Below are 16,482 nucleotides of genomic sequence, written 5' to 3'. Positions count from 1 at the left end.
GAACGCGGAACGCCGCTCCCCTCTCCCGGGAACCAAGGAACGCGACCCCGCCGACGGCAGCCTGACCGTCAACGGCTACGTCTTCACTCATCGGGACCGGCGCCGAGCGGTGAGCACTCCGCCGAGATATACGCCACCCACCGAGGGCAAGCGGACCGAGACCGACAGGCTGGTGCCCGACTCCCAGGAGAGGCTGGTAAGCCCCGCGGAACGACCCTGGACCTCGGCACCCCGGACGATCGGCCCGACGGCCGGTGCGTCATCGCGCGGGCGTCGGACTCCCGTCGCACGGCCGCCCTTCGAGTCCGGCTCCCGCTGTTCCACCCGCGCCGGTCGGCCATCGCCCACGACGTGAGCGTCACCGATTGCGCCGCCCAGAACACGGCCGACCGGGGGTGAGGGCGATGCCCGTGTGCGCCCAGGGACCGGCCCGTCCAGCAGCCACCAGAGCTGGTGCCCGAGGGAACCCCGTGGGGCACGGGGCGGGGACAGGGCCGTGCGGCGGCGTCGGGACTCGGATCAGGCGCCGAGCCGGACGGTGCGACGGGCCCGGACCAACGCGGGTGAACGTCTGCCCGTGCCGCCCCAGGAGGCCGAGGCCTGCGCCGACGGCGAGTCCGGGCGCGGCCTGCTTCTCGCCGCCTCACTCGCCGACGCCTGGGGTGTGAGTCGTACCCGCCGCGCGGCAGGACGGTGTGGGCGGAGTGCGCCCGGCGGGCACCGCTCAGGACGAGTCCCGGCTCTCCCAGCGGTCCCGGAACCACGTCAGCGTCTCGAAGAGCAGCTCCCGGTTGCGCTCCTTCTCCAGCAGGGACAGCCGGATGTTGGGGCGCAGCTCCAGCTTGCCCTCCGGGATGTCGACGCCGTCCAGGGCGTTGAGGCGGGTCAGGAGTCCGGCGCGCAGCGCGCGGTCGGTGAACGGCTCCCGTGCGGCCATGTACTGGAACACCACCTCCGCCGTACCCCCGCGCCCGGCACCGGGGTAGACCGTCATCGGCCAGATGCCGCGCCCGGGGCCGCCCGCCTCGCCGAGCATGAGGTACGCGCTCGTGGTGACGTGCCCGGCGCCGTGGCCGATCCAGCCGCCCAGTGACTCCCAGCGGGCGAAGAGCGCGTGGACCGCTTCGACCGTCTCGGGGGAGTCGTCGGCGGCGAGCTGGCGGAAGAACCGTTCGGCGCGGGTCTCCTCACCCGGCGCTCCCGCGGTTCCGTCCTGAGCGGTGTCCTCGCCGTCCACCCGGTCGTCGTCGTCCGTGCCGGCGAGCAGAGCGGAGAGGTCGTCGGCGGTGAGCCGCTGGGCCGGGTCGGCGGCACCGGTGGCCGTGAAGCGGACGCCGTCGGCGGTCAGCCGAGCGCGTACGTCGTCGCTTCCCGCCTCCTGGGGCGTCGCCCACCGGAAGCCGTCGGAGACCTTGCCCTCGGAAGTGAGGACACGGTACGCGTTGATCACTCCGGGGGTGTTGGCCAGGTGGTTGCCCACGGCCTGGGCGCCGGAGCCGAGGAACGCGGCGAGGTCGCCGTACGAGGTCCAGGTGCCGTGGGGGAGTGCGGCGAGGACCTGGTGGGCGAGCTGCCAGTCGCGGTTGCGCTCCGCGCGGCCGACTCCGCGCAGCGGGGCCGGCCACAACGCGATGGCACGATCGGCGAGTTCGTCGGCGCGAGCCAGGATCTCGCGCACGCCCCAGCGCTCGGTGGCGGCGACGCGGCGGTTCATCTCCAAGTGGCTGCCCCGCAGCAGGTCCTGCTTGCGCTCGAAGGGATGGTTGGACAACTCCGCGTTGACCGCGGTGAGCGTCAGGTTGCCGAGGGTGTGCTGGAACCGGGCGTGCAGTTCCTCCGCGGTCTCTCCCTCGTCGGCCTCCTCGCCCAGGGCGCGCAGCCACTCGTCGCCGGGCGACTGCGGCATGACGTGCTCGACGGTGAGCTGCGCCGCGGCGAAGTCGACCGGTTCGGGATGCCCGTAGCTCTCCTCCAGCCGTTGCAGCACCTGCTTGCGCTGCTGCCACCGGCCGTACTGGTAGAACGGCGCGGTCCGGATCTTCTCGCGCAGTTCGCCGTCGTCGGGCCAGAAACGGTTCTCGGAGGAGAGGAGCCGGTGCAGCCCCTCGGTGACGGGCACGTCGAGCGGGAGTTGTCCGGGCACGGCCTGGAAGATCCGGTTGAGGTTGTTGGTCGGGACCCGGCAGATCATCCGGCGGACGAGGAAGCTCTCGATGTACGCCAGAGCACGGGCGGTCCCGGCGGAGTCCAGCTCTCCGCGCTCGCGCCGGTCGAACAGCAGCATCAGGGCGGGGTAGGTGACGGCAGCCTGCCACGCGTCCAGGCGGCGGAGCGCGTCCCCGACCGCGGGGTCGGGCTCCTCCTCGGGGTGCAGCAGCCGGCGGAAGTGGGCGCTGCGACGGTGCAGTTCCTTGATGTACGCCTCGATCTCCGCGTCGCCGGCTTTCGTGTTCTCGAAACGCCTCTGCTGGGCGGCATAGAGGTCTTGGCGGCGGACCCGGTCATCTCCGTCGAGTACGAGTTGCAGCCACATGAGCTGTTCCAGCTCGTCGTTGCTCAGGCTCTTCTGCAGGGGGAGCCAGTAGGTCTCGTAGACGTGCTCGCCGCGCGTTCGGAGCTTCATGAAGAGGTAGTTGCGCAGCAGGTCGGCCTGGCTCAGCTTGAGGCCGGTGTTGTTGAGGGACTCGAAGATGCGGTGGACGTTGTCACCGCGCTCGGCGGTCACCGCCACCAGCGCGAGCCGGGAGGTGATCGCCTGCTCGATGCGGAACACGTCCTGCGGGGCCGCCGGATCGTCCGCCTCGACCAGCTTCTTGCGGAAGAAGGCGTAGGCGGTGGCGACGCCGCTGCTGGTGTCCTGATCGGTGAGGGGGCCGCGGATGTGGGCGGTGAACTGCGTCCGGTCCGCCTGCGTCGGCAGCAGACGGAGGTGGTCGTCGCCGCTCTTCCACTTGTTGATCAGGTACTGCTCGTCGATGCGCTGGGCCTCGACCGGCGCGGTGTCCGCGACGTGATCGCGGATTGCAGCCAGGGCCAGGGACAGTGTGGTCAGCCGTTGCTGACCGTCGACGACGAGCCAGCGGGGGAACGTCGCGTCGTTCTGCGGTGACGGTGCGAGCACCACCGAACCGAGGAAGTGCGTGCTCCCCTTCTCTTCGGACGAATCGATCAGCCCGGCCTGTTCCAGGACGTCGCTCCAGAGCTGCTTGAGGTGCTTTTCGGTCCAGGAGTACGTCCGCTGGTAGAGCGGAACTTGGAACTGCTGGGCCCGGCCCTGCACGAGATCGGCGAACAGCGTTTCCTTGGCCTGCATATGACGGCCCCCCTTGCTCCTCTGATCCTCGGTCGTTCGCCGCCGATTACACCAGGCCCGCCTGGCCTTCGTACCGGGGAAGCCCAGAACTGCGAAACTGTGACGGATGCGGTCACACCGCAGTCCGCGAACCAGGTAGGGGCGGGCCAGCTCGCACTCACCAGCGACCTCAGCGCCGCCGTCCACGAGTACGCGCCGGGAGCCGAGATCGTGGCGGGCGGCCGCCTGTGGGCGTCCGCCGGGGTCTGCCGCCTGCCTGACCGCGACCTGGTCAGCCGCCACTACACCGTGTGCGGCGTCTGCGGCCCCTACCGCGAGGCCACCGAGCAGGTCGACCCCGTCTGCACCGCCTGCGGGTCGACCTCCACCGCAGCACCGCGCCGCTACATCGAGTCGGTCTACGGCTTCGTCACCGCACGCGGACCACAGCGCCGACCGGGGCAGCCCCCACCGCGCCGCTCCCGGTACGGCGACGTCCACATGTCCACCGGCACCGCGGACGTTCACGAGGGGACCACCGTTCTCACCTCCGGACACACCACGGCCTGGTCGGCGGGCGCCCGGGGAGAGATGGTCGTCGTCTCGGAGGGAGCGGGCGGGGCTGGGTACGAGATCTGCGACTGGTGCGGCTGGGGCCGCCCGCACGCCCGCGCGGCGCCCCGGATACCCCCGTCTGCTGAAGGACGCGCAGTGCACCGGTGCACTGCGGATCGTCGCCCACCGGTACCAGACGGACTTCCTCCGGATCCACCTCGACCCGCTCACCGCACTCAGCGCGACGCAGGAAACCTTGCGTTCCGGTCTCTACGCACTGCTGGAAGGCGCGGCCACCCACCTGGAGATCAGCCGGGACGACATCGACGGCACAGTCCACACAGGAGCCGACGGTATGCCCTCGCTGCTGGCCTTCCGGATCGGTGAGTACCTCGAACCGGTCGTCGAGGACGCACTTGCACGCGTGGGCGGATGCGAGTGCGGCCCGGCTCGATGCCCTGGCGGGCAGAAGCACGAGCTGAATGGCAGGCAGGCGCTTGCCTTGCGCCCTCCTCTTGTGGTCGGAACCGAGTGAGTGGAGCAACCCGGTCCTGACCTGATCATTCATCGGGGAAGTCGGCAACGGGTCGGTGTCAGTCCTGGAACCTGGCGACAGCTGACCGGACATGCGATTGGTTGTACTCTGCGGAGACCGCCCTTGACCTGCAAGGAGCAGGCAGGGAGCAGACAGATCGGGAGTTTCTCCATGCTGCGCACCATGTTCAAGTCCAAGATCTAGCGTTTGGGTGTTTCCGCAGGTCAGAGTCCTGATCGCCGCCTACAGGTCAGCAAACGGTCAGCATCAGGCCGGACGGTTTCCGGCTTGCTGACCTGCACCGCGGCAGGGGGCCTGCTGCCCTGCCCTGCGACTATTCCCGGAGCGGGGACGGATCCGGCGGGAAGGCCAGGCCGGTGACGGTGCCGGCCTGGACGATCGGGCCATGCTGGGTGCCGCCGGAGACGGTGTTGTGCACCGTTGCCGGGCGGCCCGCTGCGGCATCCGCCAGTCGGCGCAGCGACGCTCCTAGAGCACTCAGGTCCTCGCCGGTGAGCACCCCGGTTTCCACCAGCCCGCAGAGACGGGTCTGCCACTCGGCCACGATGCCGGACGTGGCGCGCTCGTCCGCCGCAGTGCCGGTGAGGAGCAGCCGCGCACGCGCGTCGTCCAGGCCGGTGATCGTGGTGGTGTCCGTGCCCGCACGTGCCAGGAACCGGCCCATCAGTGCGCGGGCGTGAGTCCAGGAATCAGTGACCATGAGGGAGACCAGGGTGGTGGCTCCCGATGCCGCCATCGCGGCCAGTTCGGCGTCCATCGCGTCCTCCTGGATGCGCAGGGATGAAATGTCCCGGTCGGCGGTCAGGCTGTCTCGGCCGGTGAGCCGGGGTCGTGGTCGAGGGCCGGTTCCGCTCCGGTCCCGGGGACGGGAGGCCTCGGCGGATCGAATCGGCGTAGGAGGTCCTCCGCTGTCTCGTGGCGGTTGTGCTGCTCGACGAGCTGCGAGAACTGTCGGGCCAGCATCGCCCGCCGGTCGTCGTCCTCCGTGAAGCCCATGGCCTCGAAGAACCCCGACAGGTGGTCCGCAGCCGAGGGCTCACGGGCCGGGAAATCGGCAGACCCCGTGTCGATGTCCGGCGTCCCGGGTCCTCCCGGCCGGTTCGGCAGCATCTCGAGCAGGCGCTCGGGGATGTCGGTGTCGTTGGCAGCGGAGGTCAGCTGTGCCAGCAAGGGGAGGTCGGCCACGGTCTTCGCCACGTGCTCGTCGTTCTTGGTGAGCCACCACACGACGGCGCTGCCGGTGTCCTTGAGGACGTCCTCGCCCAGATACCGGCGCTTGCTCTGCTCGTACTTGCGCTGGTGCTCCCAGACCGCCTCGTCCTTGCGCACGTCGGCGAGCCGGTCGAGACGTTCCTGGTCCTCGTCGGGCAACGTGAGGCTGATGTCCTCCGCCATCGCCCGGAGGTGGCCCGTGGAATCCGGGCACATGCGGCTGAGAGCGCCGCCGAGTTCGTGCTGAAGGAGCGAGGCATGGCCGGGCTCCCGCTTCTCGGCGATCGCGCGGGCCCGGCTGAGGACCGCGTCGACGGCGAGGCCGGCCGGGTTGACGACCGTCCCACGTCCCGGACCGTCGGCGGAGCACCACCGCACGGTCGCCGAGAAGACGAAGTGGTAGTCGTCCCAGAGGCTCGGGAGCGCGACTCGGTTGACGCGGTACTCGGTCCGCTCCACCGGGGCGGCCGTGAGCTGCTCCTCGAAGCTGACCGGCACCGGACCGCGGCGCTGCGAGGCCACCCGGAAGGTCACCGCAGGCAGCACGAGAAGAAGCGCGGCCAGCACCGGCCAGGTCCAGCCGGGCCATCGCTGCACCAGGCCGGCGATGGTCAGCAGCAGGCCGCACAGAACAGTGAGGAACACGGTCGTCGTCTTGCGTGTGGTCGTCATGATCGACTCCCTCTGGCCGATGCCGACGGGGCGGCAGGACCGAGGTTCTGTGCCACGCCGATCTTGTGGAGCAACAGGTCGGTCGTCTCGGCGGAGTGGGCGCCGGCGCCCGGAGAAGCGCACTCCGCCTGGCGCGCGGACGCGTACAACGCGGCGAACGCCGCGCCCCGGTGCTCCCCGCATCGGTCGGCGGCAGCGACCAGCAGGTCGAGGAGGATCTCCCTCCGGTCACCGGCGCCCTCTGCCGCCCAGTGCAGCCAGCTCTGTATCTCTGCCCGTGGTGCCACGCGTCGGCCTTCCGGCCGCGACACCGCGTGGGTCAGCACGGCACGCCAGCACGTGATCAGCGAGCGTCGTACCCCGTCCTCGTCGACTAGGGCGCGAGTGGTGACGGAGCGGTCCGTGAGCGGCTCCGGATCGCTGACGCGCAGAAAGATGGCCAGGTCGGTCGGTGCGAGGTCGCCGCGTGCCAGCCGGTCGAGCAGCCTTCGGCGTAGCCGTCGGCTGCCGGCCACCAGGTGGCACAGGGCCTGCAGCGCATGGGCCGTGCCGCGCTCACGCCGGGCGAGATGGTGCAGCCGGATCAGGGCGTGATCCGGATGGTCCAGCGCGAGGACGTCGGCGCAGACCTGGACCAGCACCTGGGCGAACTCACCGGTCAGCCGGCGGTACGCGCACCACTGGTAGATCCGCTCGCGGAAGTCCCTGCCATGGGCGGGGTCCGCGAGACCGCAGGTGAGGGCCTGAACCGCGGCCTCCGACCGGGCTCTGCCCGCTCCCTGTGCGCTCCACCGATCGGCGAGCGCGGCGAGCGCGTCGGGCCGCCCGGTTCGCAGATACTCACCCGCCAGCCGGGCCACCAGGCCGTCGCGGACGTCCGGCACGAGATGCGGGTCGCTCGACTCGACGACCCGCGCGGCCCACGCGCCGAGGTGCGGCCGCAGGTCGGGCATGTGGTCCCAGAAGTGGGCGCGGACGGCGGAGTCGTAGTCCAACTCGGTGAACCGCACGCGACCGTCCGGCCCGGGGCGGGCCGAGATCTCCGACAGCCGCTGGGCGAGGTCCTTGCGCTGGAGGAGCGGAGTCTCCTCCTCGGGGGCCCCGACCGTGCTCAGCAGAAGTGCGGCCGCCCGGTGGACGACGTCGGCGTGCGCGCCGTGGAGCATGGACACGGCGACCATCAGGGCGCGTTGGGAGGCATCGGGCAAACCGGCGACGCGGTCGGCGACTTCGGCGCGGCGCCCGGCGCGCGCACGTTTCGCGGCCGCGCACCACTCGGTGAATCCCTCGCCGGGCCCGGCCGATTCGCGGGCCCGGCGTATGCGGTCGGCGAAGTCGGCGATCTCCCGCATGTGTCTGCGTTCGCTCAGGAACTCGTCGACGGTGACGTCGTTTCGGAGGAACTGCTCGTATGGCACGCCGTGGGCGCGCAGGTGGCGTCTGAGAACCTCCATGGGGAAGGCCGGCGGTCCGATCTCGACACGGTAGTGCTGGAGGTCGGGATCGAGGGCGCCGCCGTGCGGCATGACGACGACGAGATGGGCCTGCCGCTCGTGCACCGTCTGGCGCAGGGCGGGCAGATCGCCCCGCGCCGCATCCCACAGACCGGCCTCCGCGGTGGAGAGGTCGAGCAGCAGCCGGTCGCCCGGGTCGACGACAGCCGGGTTGCGCAGCGACAACTCTTCTCGCTCGTCGCGCAGGAGTTCGCGGAAGGCCCCGCCGGGGCGGTGGTGTTCGCGCAACAGTACGCGGGCCGTGGCCGTGCGTCCGCTGCCGGGAGCACCGTCGAGGATGACGGTGCCCGTCTCCTCGAGCGTAATGCGAGCCCCGCCCATGTTGACCGGAGTGACCAACACCCTCCGCGTCCAGCGCAATTGGTCATCCGGAAGCTGTCGGAAGACCGGCTTTCGGGGCTCGTGCGCAGCGACGCCGAGGTTGACGTAGATGTGGCCGTCGCCCGTGTGCGTGACACCCTGCGTGCTCTCGATCCGGGTGGTGTGCTCCGTGCTCACCGGCGGTCGTCCTGGGGGCGCTCCGGCTCGAACCGCTGGTGGACGTCCCCGTGGTGGTCCCCCTCGGTGTACGTCGTCCCGGTGCCCGAAATGTAGCGGTCGCCCGACACATGGCGCGAGTTGTTGTAGACGCTGCCGCTGCCCGTGTGGACCGTGCCGTGGGAGTTCTTCACGATCGTGCCGCCGACGTCACCGCTGAAGTCGCCCGCCTGGACGGACGTTCCGCTCACGTCTCCGATCGAGTTGTGCACGGTGGCCGACGCCGGGGACGGCTCGCCGGGCTCGCTCAGGTCCCGCAGCTCGGGAAGCAGCTCGCTGACCAGATCACCGATACGCCGGACGCCGCCCTCGGTGTCGTGGGTGCTGTCGAACGGTACGGACTGCAGATCGGCGAGCCGCGCCAGCTCCGGGGGCAGGGCCGCTTTGCTCAGCCGGTCGGTCTTGCGGCCGTCCAGCACGGGAACGACGATGAGCCCGCACTCGAACGCGGCCTCGATCTCCTTGCGCACCCAGTCGTCGGGATCCTGCAGCCGACTGCGGAAGTTCGTCCAGTCCGGTCCTACGACGGCCAGCAGCACGGAGCTGTGGCGTAACGCGGTCAGGAGAACCTCGGGGTAGGCGTCCCCTGGGGTGATGGACCTGGACGCTCGGAAGACGCGGTCCTGGCCGAAGCGACGTGACAGCTCCTGGTCGAGGAGGGCCGCGGTCCGCTCGCCGTCGCCGGTCCGGTAGTTGATGAACACGTGGGGCATGCCAGTGACTCCTTCAGATGGTGGAAGGGCGCGACAACGTGCCGAGTCGCGGTCCCAGCCGGCGTACGGAGGAATGGTTCGCGTGGCGCGCCAGGACGCGGGCGAGCCGCCTCAGGTCGGTCGTGACCGTGGCGGAACCCACGGCCTCCACCCCGTCGAGCAGGGGCGCCGCCAGGTCGCAGGCGTGGTCGATCTCGCCGGCCGACGCGTAGGCGAGTGCACGGCGGACGCCGTACCTGACCTGGGTGCGGACCGCGTCCCCGCCGACCAGGGCGAGTTGTCGGTCCAGTTCCTCGCTCGCCTCGCGCGGCCGCCCGAGATCGACCAGGCACCAGCCGGTGACCATGCCGACCGGATCGGGAAGGTGCATGGTGCCGATCACCGGCTCGTCGGTCCCTTCGTCCTGGAGAGAAAGAAGCGCACGCGCGCGGTCCAGCGCGTCCAGACAAGTCAGGTGGTCACCCGCCAGGGCGTGGCCCTGGGCTTCGCGCTGTGCGGCGAGTCCGCGGATCCGCGGTGGCAGGGCGCTGCTCTGTGCGCGACGAGCCAGAGCGACCGTCTGCTCGGCGTCGTCCCGGTACAGCGTGATCAGGGCCCGGCGGACCAGCGCGTAACCCGCCAGTGCCCGGTCGCCACCGGCGGCCGCCAGATCGACCGCGCGCTGCGTCCACCACAGGGCCGCCCGCTCGTCCCCGGTCTCCTGCACCAGCCAGCCGACGTATTCGGCGTACCGGGAGCCGAGGGCCAGCAGGTGGCGACGGGTGCCGCTGTCACAGTGGGCGGACAGTTCCCGCAGGGTGTGCGTCTGTGCGATCAGAACAGGCAGGAGCAGACCGGGCGCCACCGTCTGGCCGAGTCTGCGGTAGTGGGTGAACAGCGAGCGGGAGGCTTCCAGCATTCCCGCGCCCGCGGCCGGCGAGGCCGGGCCCGCGCGGTCGGACCGCCACGCCATCAGCGAAGCGGCACCGGCGCCTATGGCATCCCGTCGGCTTAAGGGCTGGAAGGTGTTCGGGCCGTCCGGCGACAACTGCATGATCCAGTCCTCCTCGTGGACATGGCCCGGCCCCGGATCGACGGGCGGGTCGGTGGTCTCCGGTGCGAGCAGGGCCAGCAGGGCCCCGCCGGCCCCGAGGGCGGCGTCGCACAGGCGGGCGAGGTCACGGCTGGGGACCTTCAGGTCCCGCTCTACCTTGCTCAACTGCGCCTTGCTGTAATGCACGGAGCCGGACAGGGCGGTCAGGCTGAGCCCTGCCTCCAGACGCCGCCTCCTCAACTCCTCGCCAAACCCGGTGGACGGCAGTGGCACGGAAACCTCCAACCCCTCCCGCCATCGGCCGAGTCGGCGCTGCACGTAGCGTGCGGCAGTCTGGCCGGGGCGGACAAGACGATCGATGCTGTTTCCCGTTTCCTTCTCCGACATGGGAACGCGACATGCGCGGCAGGGAGGACCGGAGAAACGGACTATCTGGAAGTCGTGCCGAAAAGGGAGGCGATCGTGCGCTCGACCACCCACCGGATGACGTCCAGGCCACTGCCGTGGTCCTCGCCACGCTCGGCGATCACCGGTGTGATGCCGAGAGCCCGCACAAGACGGCGGTACTTGTCATGGCCGCAGCCGCGGCCCGCGAGCAGGGCATCAGGCCGTCGGCGCGGGCGGCCGACCGGTCCCGCTACCCGCGGGATGCCCTGACCGTCGCCCGCCGGGTGCCCTCTCGTCCACTGCGCCGGCGCCATGGGCCTCCTCGGGACCGTCGTCATTCCCGACACCGAGACGGAAGCCGCAGCCGACTCCATCGCGGTGGTCCTCCGCGTGACCTGCTGTGCCACGATCACCCGCGCCCGCGAGCGGGGCTGGTCCTAGGTCGGCAGGGCAGCTGGTTGCTACGCCACCTGGGGTTGTACGGGTAGGCCATGATGAGCGTCCGAGAAAGGGGCGGGCGGCGCCCGACCCGTACATACGGCAGGGGAGCTCCGTTTCCGCCATGCCGCCGCCTCCCAGCAGCGATACTGGATGCATGGACTCGACGATCACCGCCCCCCGCGCCGAGGTACTGCGGGACCGCTACCGCAGCCGACTGCCCGAGCGCTTGCAGGAGCTGGCCGGCCCCGTCGAGGGCAACGTGGACCTGCCGCTCCACATCGTCTGGTCCGGGCGGACCAGCTACAGCCTGGACCGTCCGAAGTCCCGCATGACGCTCTACCGGACCGTCCTCGCCGAAGGACTCCGTGAGGACCTGGTGGCACTCCTGCACCACCGGCTGCTCACCGAGCAGTGGCCCGTGCTGCGGCGCTTGATCAGCCCTTACATCCGCGAGGTCTGGGAGGACGCCTTCCCCGAGCTGCTCCGCACCGCTCCGGCCGACACGGACGCAGCGTGAGGCTCACTCCGCTCCACGAGCGTCTCCTCGCCGACATCCTCGACATCGGCTCCCCCTACCCTCTGGTCCTCACCGGCGGATACGCCGTGCAGGCCCATGGCCTGGTCGAACGCTTCAGCCGCGACCTCGACGTCGCCACCGAGAACCCCGCTCCGATGCAGGAGATCGTCGCCTCACTCACAGCGGGTCTCAGCGCGCGCGGATGGCGGACCACGCACGTCCAGACCGATCCGCTCAGCGGCCGTTTCCTCGTCACCGATCCGGACACCGGCGAGGAGTGCGAGGTCGACGTCCTCAAGGAGGCGTTCTGGGCTCCACCCGCTCAGACCCCCTACGGCCCCGTTCTTTCCCTCGATGACGTGATCGGCACCAAGGTCCGTGCCCTCGCCGACCGCGGCACCGTCCGTGACCTCATCGACGTCCAGGCCGCCTCCCGCCACCGCTCCACCGCCGACCTCGAATCCCTGGGCCGCCGTCGCGCCCACGACGAGTTCAGCCTCGAAGACCTCCGGGACCGGCTCATCGGCGCGGACTGGTACGAGGACGAGGACTACACCGCGTACGGGCTCACCTCCCGGCAGATCGAAGAACTCAAGGCGTGGGCGCTGGGGTGGGCGGAGGATCTGGGTGCGCGGATCCATGACGAGAACGCCTGAGAGGCGGTCATCACGGCGAAACCGGGGTGCGGTAACGGTCAAACACTGCATCCCGCTCCCACTCCCAGGCCCAGTCCGGGTCCCGACGGTGGAACTCGGTAACAGCCAGCTCGAAGAATTGGTCGGAAGGCTTCCGGCTGGATCCATTGACTACCAGCGCTGACAGCATCGGCTCGGGACCGGTGCTGTCCCGGCGGCAGACGTCTGCCAGTAGAAGCGACATCATCCGGCCGTGGTAGTGCACCCGGTGCTCCGGTGCCACGGCCTCGCTCAGCGCCTTGTAAGTGTTGGTCCGGCCCTCTCGGGCCCACCCCTTCAGAATCGTCACCATGGCGTCCCGGGCAGCCATGTAGTCCGCATCTCCGTACTTCATCTGAGCCCCCTCCAGCCGACTGGAGCGACACGGTATCGAGTCGGGGCGGTGCCGAGGTTGGATCTGAAAAGTTGCCCGCTGCCGCCTCGGAGACGGAGGAGCGGGGACGTCCACCGGTTGCGTCCTGGAAAGTGGTGTACGGGTTCGACCTGATCCGGACACTCACTCCGACGCCGGGCCAAACGCCCGGATCAGGTGGGAGCCCGTACACCACTTCCCAGGACGCAACCCGTCTAGAGTGCGGCACATGTCTGCTTCGTCAACTGAGCTCAAGGCTGAGGACCCCCTGGCGCCGGTGTACCCCTTCAATGCGCCAGGGGAGCCGATCACCCTCTACGACGGACCCATTGGACCGGCCGGGGCTGAGGTGCCCGGGGTTGTCCAGTACGACTGCTCCCCGAAGCCCGGGATCTCATGGCGGTTGCGTACCGAAGACTATGACCCCACCTCTATGGACAGGACTGAGCTGAGTCTGCTCAACCCTGGCATCGAACTGCCGGTGTCCGCCAGAGACGCTGTGAGCGGCTGGTCCAACGGCACTTCCTACGGAGACTCCACCGCCCCGCTCGACCGTGTTGTTGCCCACTGGTTCAATCTGCCCCGGTGGCGTGGATCAGCCCACCTCGGGGCTCATGCTGCTGATGGGACGCCGCGACTGGTGTCGGCCGGACGCAGTGTGTATGAGGCGGACGGGTGGAGGATCACGCTCGACGTCCGCCCCGATCACAAGGCCGTCTTCTCTGATGTGCGCCAGGCCGACGTCTACGTCATGACTCACGTGATGGAGATCCGTCGGCTGGACGGAGCCACGTTCACGGCCGCCGAGGTCACCCCGGTTCTCAGTGCGCTGCACGTCGGACTGTCCTTCGCGCTCGGCCGGTGGGTCGCCCCCGCCCTGCCCGTCGGCCTGAACGACCAGGAGCATACGGTGTGGGGCCAGTGGGGCCCGATGCTCTGCGACCCGGCGCGCCGCATCAGCTCCGGCTGGTGGTACCCCGAAGACCAGAAGTCCTTGGCAGATCTGCTGGCCTGCCTCCTGCCCACCTTCCGCGATCCCGGCAAGGGGCAGGCACTTCGCCTGCAGATGCAGTACGCGATCACTGCCATAGTCGATCGAGGGTTCGTCGAGCAGCGGATCATGAGCGGAGCTGCGGGACTGGAGCATGTGATGTGGCAGGAACTCGTGCTCAGCGGGCGGCTCACGGAAGCCGAGTACACATCCCGCGCACGGTCGGCTCATGACAAACTGCGTATGGTCCTGACAGAGTCCGGGGTCGATCTGAGGGTGCGCGCAGACCGTCTGCCGGCAGCCGCTGCCTATGCGGCCAGACAGCGGGTAGACGGCACTCGGCCGGCGGACGGCGCCGACGTCGTCACCCGAGTCCGTAACCGTCTCGTGCATCCCAAGGAGACACAAGAGCCCGTCTACGGGGTCAAAGGACTGGTCACCGACACCTGGCTCCTGACCCGCCACTACCTCGCGCTGCTGGTGCTCCGCTCGATCGGCTACCGAGGCTCCTACCAGGACCTCTCCAGGACCAACAGGTGGGTCGGTGAGACCGAGCCTGTCCCATGGGCGTGAGGTCGAGCAAGCCTTCAGGAGCCGACAGCGCTCTTTCCGGGCTTGGAGGCCCCTGCGGTCGTACGAGGTGCTGGGCGACATCGTTGCGGCTGATGTCCTGCGAAGTCGCAGCCTTGCGGATCGTGCGCTACCGCACCCTCTATTGATGACGGCGGCGTCCGAGTCCCGATTCGGTGACCGGAGGCCGACTGTGGCCTCCAGCCATGCCAACCTTTGACACCGGGAGGAAGCCGCGAACTTGAAGGTGCCCGTGTGGGAGATAGAGGCGGATCAGCACCTCTGATGGGAATTCTTGAAGACGGCCAGGGCTGCTCGTCGCCCCGCTCGGTTAGGGGTTCAACAGCGGAGATCAGGTCATCCCTGCTGGGTGCTGACAAACGGTGGACGAGGTCGGTCAGTGGCTACGGGTCGCGTGCATGATCACGGCCATCCCCGCGAGGCACACCAGGGCGCCGATCACGTCCCAGCGGTCGGGCCGGTAGCCATCGGCGACCATGCCCCCAGGCGATCGACCCGGCCACGAAGATCCCGCCGTACACGGCGAGGATACGCCCAGAGTTGTCGTCGGACTGGAAAGTGGCCGCCACCCCATACAAGCCCAGCGCGATGACGCCAGCGCCGATCCAGATCCAGCCCTGGTGCTCGCGGAGCAACAGTCAAGAGCTGTGGATGGGACCTTTCGACGGGGTGATCTCAGCAGCCGCGAGCCGGGCGTTTTCGCGCACCTTCGAGGCGGTATTGGCGGACAACAGCGCGGCGGTAACCCCCAGCGTGACAACATCAACGCATGGGCATCTTCAACTCCATCGCGCGTGGCCTCGGTAGCCTCCGCCCGCTGTCCGACGCGGAACTCGCAGACGAACGCGAGGCGCTGCGAGAGCGTTACGTATCCGCTGGGGATGTCAACGAAGCGGATAAACTGTACGACGAGCTGCACCGCTACGACGCAGAGATGATTCGCCGTGCAAACGAGGCCTACGCCCGCGAGAACCCGAACCCACCAGAGCCCAGGCATCGCGAGCACGGGTGGTACCTGCCGAACGACGACTAGTAGGGCTTGGTCAGGTTCGTATGGGTGTGGGTATGTCGCGGTGGCAGGTGGGGCAGGCGCCGGTCCAGGTGGTGAGGAGTGTCTGCAGTTCCCGGACGACTTGGTAGAGGCTCAGACCGGCGCCGGATCTTTTGGGTCCCGCGTCAGTCGTTGCAGGGTGCAAAAGGCATGACCGGCGGAGACGAGGGTGACGTGGTGGTGCCAGCCGGCCCAGGTGCGGCCCTCGAAGTGGGCAAGGCCCAGGGCCTGTTTCATCTCACGGTAGTCGTGTTCGATGCGCCAGCGGAGCTTGGCCAGCCGCACCAGGGTGGCCAACGGCATGCCGGAGGGCAGGTTCGACAGCCAGAACTGCACCGGTTCCGGATCGGTGGCCGGCCACTCGGCCAGCAGCCACCGCTCGGGCAGCTCCGGATCATCGGCGGCCCTGCGGATGCCGCGTCCGGCCGGGCGGATGCGCAGAGCGACGAATCGCGAGTACATGCGCTTGACGCTACTGCGGCCGGTGCCCGGCCGGGAGCCCTCCCGCCAGGACACCGGCCGGGCCGCCGCCTTCCCGGCCGCGATGACCAGGTCCTTCACGGTCTGCGCAGGCTCGGGGTACTGGGCTTTCGGCGGACGCCCGGTGCCCACGTAGGCGGGCTGAACGGGCCGGGCCTCGGCCGGATGAGCGGTGTGACGGGAGGAGATGCCCACCGCATAGGTGAGGCCGCGTTCCTCCAGCCCGTGACGGAAGACGGCGGCATCGCCGTAGCCGGCGTCCGCGACCACCAGCGGGATGTCGATGCCTCACGAGAGGGTCTCGTCGATCATGTCCAGAGCCAGCTGCCACTTCTCCACATGCCCCACATGGTCGGGAATCCCACAGCGGGTGCGGCGGGCGACCTTGTCCGCATCGGCCTGCGGCGAGGCCGGATCCCAGGAGGCGGGCAGAAACAACCGCCAGTTGACGGCCGTGGAGGCACGGTCGGTTGCCAGGTGCGCGGAGACGCCCACCTGGCAGTTGGTGACCTTGCCCGCGGTGCCGGTGTACTGCCGGGCCACACACGCCGAGGCGTCCCCGTCCTTCAGGAAGCCGGTGTCGTCGATGATCAACGCCTCCGGGCCGATCGCCTCGTGCATCCTCCAGGCCAGCCGGGCCCGCACATGGGCCGCATCCCACGGGCTGGAGGTGATGAAGTGGGCCAGCGCCTGCCGGTTGCCATCCTCATCCAGGCGGGCCGCCATCGGCTCCACCGACTTGCGCCGCCCGTCCAGCAGCAGCCCGCGCACATACGCCTGCCCCCACCGCCGCTGATCGGCACGGAAGAACCCGTCGAACAACTCCGCCGTGAACGCCTCCAGGTCCTCCCGGACCCCGGCCATCTCCTCAGGTGTCACACCAGCCCAACGAC

14 protein-coding genes and 2 pseudogenes are annotated in these 16,482 nt (G+C 69.7%); 6 read left to right on the top strand and 10 right to left on the bottom strand.

What is annotated here, in order from left to right; translation table 11 throughout:
- Positions 1-724: 724 nt before the first annotated feature.
- A complete protein-coding gene (locus ACH4F2_RS20300; RefSeq protein WP_398134087.1) occupies positions 725-3,313 on the bottom strand; it encodes a DUF262 domain-containing protein in 2,589 nt (862 codons plus the stop codon).
- Between the two features lie 790 nt (positions 3,314-4,103).
- On the opposite strand from ACH4F2_RS20300, the gene ACH4F2_RS20295 reads away from it, so the two are divergent.
- Positions 4,104-4,382 (top strand): DUF1998 domain-containing protein, encoded by a 279-nt coding sequence (locus tag ACH4F2_RS20295; protein WP_398134086.1) that lies wholly within the window; start codon positions 4,104-4,106, stop codon positions 4,380-4,382.
- A gap of 334 nt (positions 4,383-4,716) precedes the next feature.
- On the opposite strand, the gene ACH4F2_RS20290 is transcribed toward ACH4F2_RS20295, so the two are convergent.
- The 6 genes from ACH4F2_RS20290 to ACH4F2_RS20265 all read right to left on the bottom strand — a co-directional run bounded on the left by ACH4F2_RS20290 (position 4,717) and on the right by ACH4F2_RS20265 (position 10,785).
- Positions 4,717-5,160 (bottom strand): hypothetical protein, encoded by a 444-nt coding sequence (locus ACH4F2_RS20290; protein ID WP_398134085.1) that lies wholly within the window; start codon positions 5,158-5,160, stop codon positions 4,717-4,719.
- A gap of 44 nt (positions 5,161-5,204) precedes the next feature.
- A complete protein-coding gene (locus tag ACH4F2_RS20285) occupies positions 5,205-6,287 on the bottom strand; it encodes a hypothetical protein (RefSeq protein WP_398134084.1) in 1,083 nt (360 codons plus the stop codon).
- A complete protein-coding gene (locus ACH4F2_RS20280) occupies positions 6,284-8,299 on the bottom strand; it encodes a hypothetical protein (protein WP_398134083.1) in 2,016 nt (671 codons plus the stop codon). The genes ACH4F2_RS20285 and ACH4F2_RS20280 overlap by 4 nt, the downstream gene beginning before the upstream one ends.
- Positions 8,296-9,051 carry a toll/interleukin-1 receptor domain-containing protein gene (locus tag ACH4F2_RS20275; RefSeq protein ID WP_398134082.1) on the bottom strand — a complete coding sequence of 252 codons (756 nt, stop codon included), beginning with the start codon at positions 9,049-9,051 and terminating at the stop codon, positions 8,296-8,298. Before ACH4F2_RS20275 ends, ACH4F2_RS20280 begins: the two co-directional genes overlap by 4 nt.
- A gap of 13 nt (positions 9,052-9,064) precedes the next feature.
- A complete protein-coding gene (locus tag ACH4F2_RS20270; RefSeq protein WP_398134081.1) occupies positions 9,065-10,357 on the bottom strand; it encodes a helix-turn-helix domain-containing protein in 1,293 nt (430 codons plus the stop codon).
- A gap of 155 nt (positions 10,358-10,512) precedes the next feature.
- Positions 10,513-10,785, bottom strand: a complete 273-nt coding sequence (locus ACH4F2_RS20265; RefSeq protein WP_398134080.1) for a hypothetical protein — start codon at positions 10,783-10,785, stop codon at positions 10,513-10,515.
- Between ACH4F2_RS20265 and ACH4F2_RS20260 the strand changes: the two genes are divergently transcribed.
- The 3 genes from ACH4F2_RS20260 to ACH4F2_RS20250 all read left to right on the top strand — a co-directional run bounded on the left by ACH4F2_RS20260 (position 10,784) and on the right by ACH4F2_RS20250 (position 12,085).
- Positions 10,784-10,912: a hypothetical protein gene (locus ACH4F2_RS20260; protein ID WP_398134079.1), complete on the top strand. Its 129-nt coding sequence runs from the start codon at positions 10,784-10,786 to the stop codon at positions 10,910-10,912. The genes ACH4F2_RS20265 and ACH4F2_RS20260 overlap by 2 nt on opposite strands.
- A 154-nt stretch (positions 10,913-11,066) precedes the next feature.
- Positions 11,067-11,429, top strand: a complete 363-nt coding sequence (locus tag ACH4F2_RS20255; protein WP_398134078.1) for a hypothetical protein — start codon at positions 11,067-11,069, stop codon at positions 11,427-11,429.
- A complete protein-coding gene (locus ACH4F2_RS20250; RefSeq protein ID WP_398134077.1) occupies positions 11,426-12,085 on the top strand; it encodes a nucleotidyl transferase AbiEii/AbiGii toxin family protein in 660 nt (219 codons plus the stop codon). Before ACH4F2_RS20255 ends, ACH4F2_RS20250 begins: the two co-directional genes overlap by 4 nt.
- Before the next feature lie 10 nt (positions 12,086-12,095).
- Here the strand turns inward: ACH4F2_RS20250 and ACH4F2_RS20245 are convergent, their stop codons facing one another.
- A complete protein-coding gene (locus ACH4F2_RS20245) occupies positions 12,096-12,458 on the bottom strand; it encodes a hypothetical protein (protein ID WP_398134076.1) in 363 nt (120 codons plus the stop codon).
- Between the two features lie 247 nt (positions 12,459-12,705).
- Between ACH4F2_RS20245 and ACH4F2_RS20240 the strand changes: the two genes are divergently transcribed.
- Entirely contained in the window at positions 12,706-14,040 is a 1,335-nt protein-coding gene (locus ACH4F2_RS20240) for a hypothetical protein (protein ID WP_398134075.1), read from the top strand.
- Between the two features lie 394 nt (positions 14,041-14,434).
- On the opposite strand, the pseudogene ACH4F2_RS20235 reads toward ACH4F2_RS20240, so the two are convergent.
- A pseudogene (locus ACH4F2_RS20235) lies at positions 14,435-14,690 on the bottom strand (YnfA family protein); the annotation flags it as partial.
- Positions 14,691-14,827: 137 nt separating this feature from the next.
- Between ACH4F2_RS20235 and ACH4F2_RS20230 the strand changes: the two are divergent.
- Positions 14,828-15,091: a hypothetical protein gene (locus ACH4F2_RS20230; protein ID WP_307080270.1), complete on the top strand. Its 264-nt coding sequence runs from the start codon at positions 14,828-14,830 to the stop codon at positions 15,089-15,091.
- A gap of 111 nt (positions 15,092-15,202) precedes the next feature.
- Here the strand turns inward: ACH4F2_RS20230 and ACH4F2_RS20225 are convergent.
- Positions 15,203-16,453 (bottom strand): annotated as a pseudogene (locus ACH4F2_RS20225) (IS701 family transposase).
- Between the last annotated feature and the right edge of the window lie 29 nt (positions 16,454-16,482).

Source organism: Streptomyces sp. NPDC017890, assembly GCF_044328675.1.
Lineage (GTDB): Bacteria > Actinomycetota > Actinomycetes > Streptomycetales > Streptomycetaceae > Streptomyces.
Note: the sequence above shows the minus strand (reverse complement) of the source record. Positions and strands in the feature narration are given on the sequence as shown.